This is a genomic window from Rhodococcus sp. NPDC059968, assembly GCF_042738615.1.
Lineage (GTDB): Bacteria > Actinomycetota > Actinomycetes > Mycobacteriales > Mycobacteriaceae > Rhodococcus_F.
Genome location: NZ_JBHWUE010000279.1, coordinates 1 through 1,366, shown reverse-complemented (window position 1 = coordinate 1,366; position 1,366 = coordinate 1). Strand labels below are relative to the sequence as shown.

At 66.2% G+C, this 1,366-nt stretch carries 1 protein-coding gene; it reads right to left on the bottom strand.

The genetic code is table 11. From position 1 onward, the window contains the following. Window positions 1–46: 46 nt before the first annotated feature. Window positions 47–1,366, bottom strand: a 1,320-nt coding sequence (locus ACFWAY_RS53830; RefSeq protein ID WP_378516548.1) for a succinate CoA transferase, incomplete at its 5' end; no start/stop codon positions are given.

Here is a 1,366-nt window from a genome sequence, read left to right as displayed (position 1 = left end):
CCCCGGAAGGTCCACCGCCCGACGGGAGAGCGGGAAGGTGACCGTCCTAGAGTCGCATTGAGCCGGACTCCAGGTACCGCTGGTGGAACGAGAACGCCTCCCCGAGCAGGTGCGGCGTCTGGCCGGCTCCCGCAGTGGCCGTCGCCCGCTCGACGTAGTCGGTGAGCAGCGGCCGGAATTCCGGATGCGCGCAGCGCTCGATGATCACCCGTGCCCGGCGACGCGGCGACAACCCACGCAAGTCGGCGAGGCCCTGCTCGGTGACCAGTACCTGGGTGTCGTGCTCGGTGTGGTCGACGTGCGGGGTCATCGGGACGATCGACGAGATCGCCCCGTTCTTCGCGGTGGACGGGCTGAGGAACATCGACAGGTATCCGTTGCGCGCGAAGTCCCCGGATCCGCCGATGCCGTTCATGATCTTGGTGCCCATCACGTGCGTCGAATTGACGTTCCCGTAGACGTCGGCCTCCAGCATCCCGTTCATCGCGATGATTCCCAGTCGGCGGACCACCTCGGGGTGGTTGCTGATTTCCTGCGGGCGGAGCCGGATGTGCTGCCGGTAGAAGTCGATGTTGGAGGTCAACTCCTCGATCCCGGCCTCCGAGAGTGCCAGCGCGGTAGCCGACGCGAACCGGACGGTGCCGTGCTTGATCAAGTGCAGCATCCCGTCCTGGATGACCTCGGAATAGCAGGTCAAACCGCGATACGGGCCGCGATCGAGGCCGCCGAGTACGGCATTGGCGACGTTTCCGACGCCCGCCTGCAGTGGCAGCAGGGTGTTCGCCGGGAGCCGGCCACGCCTCACCTCGTGGTCGAAGAAGTCCAGCACGTGGGCCGTGATCGCCTCGCTGGCCGCGTCCGGGGCGGTCAGCGCGCTCGCACTGTCGGGGGCATTCGTCTCCACCACGGCAACGACCTTGGCCGGGTCCACCCGGTAATGCGGTTGCCCGATGCGGTCCTCGACGTCGGTGAGTTCGATCGGCCGGCGGTGCGGGGGCAGCGCTGTGCCGTAGTAGATGTCGTGGATACCGTCCATCGCGTCCGGGACCCACGAGTTGACCTCGAGAATGACCTTCTCCGCGACGTCGAGCCACGTCTTGTTGTTTCCGACCGACGCGGAGGGGATCAGCTCGCCGGTCTCGGTGATACCGGAAACTTCGACGACCGCGACGTTCACCTCGCCGTAGTAGCCCTCCCACACCTGCTGGGCCACGTGTGAGAGGTGGATGTCGACGTAGTCCATCCGTCCCTGGTTGATCTTCTGCCGGGCAGTGGATTCCGCCTGGTAGGGCATCCTCAGGGCGATTCCGTCGATCTCAGTGAGCATCCTCTCGGTCTCAGTCGACACGGACGCCCCGGTCAGCAG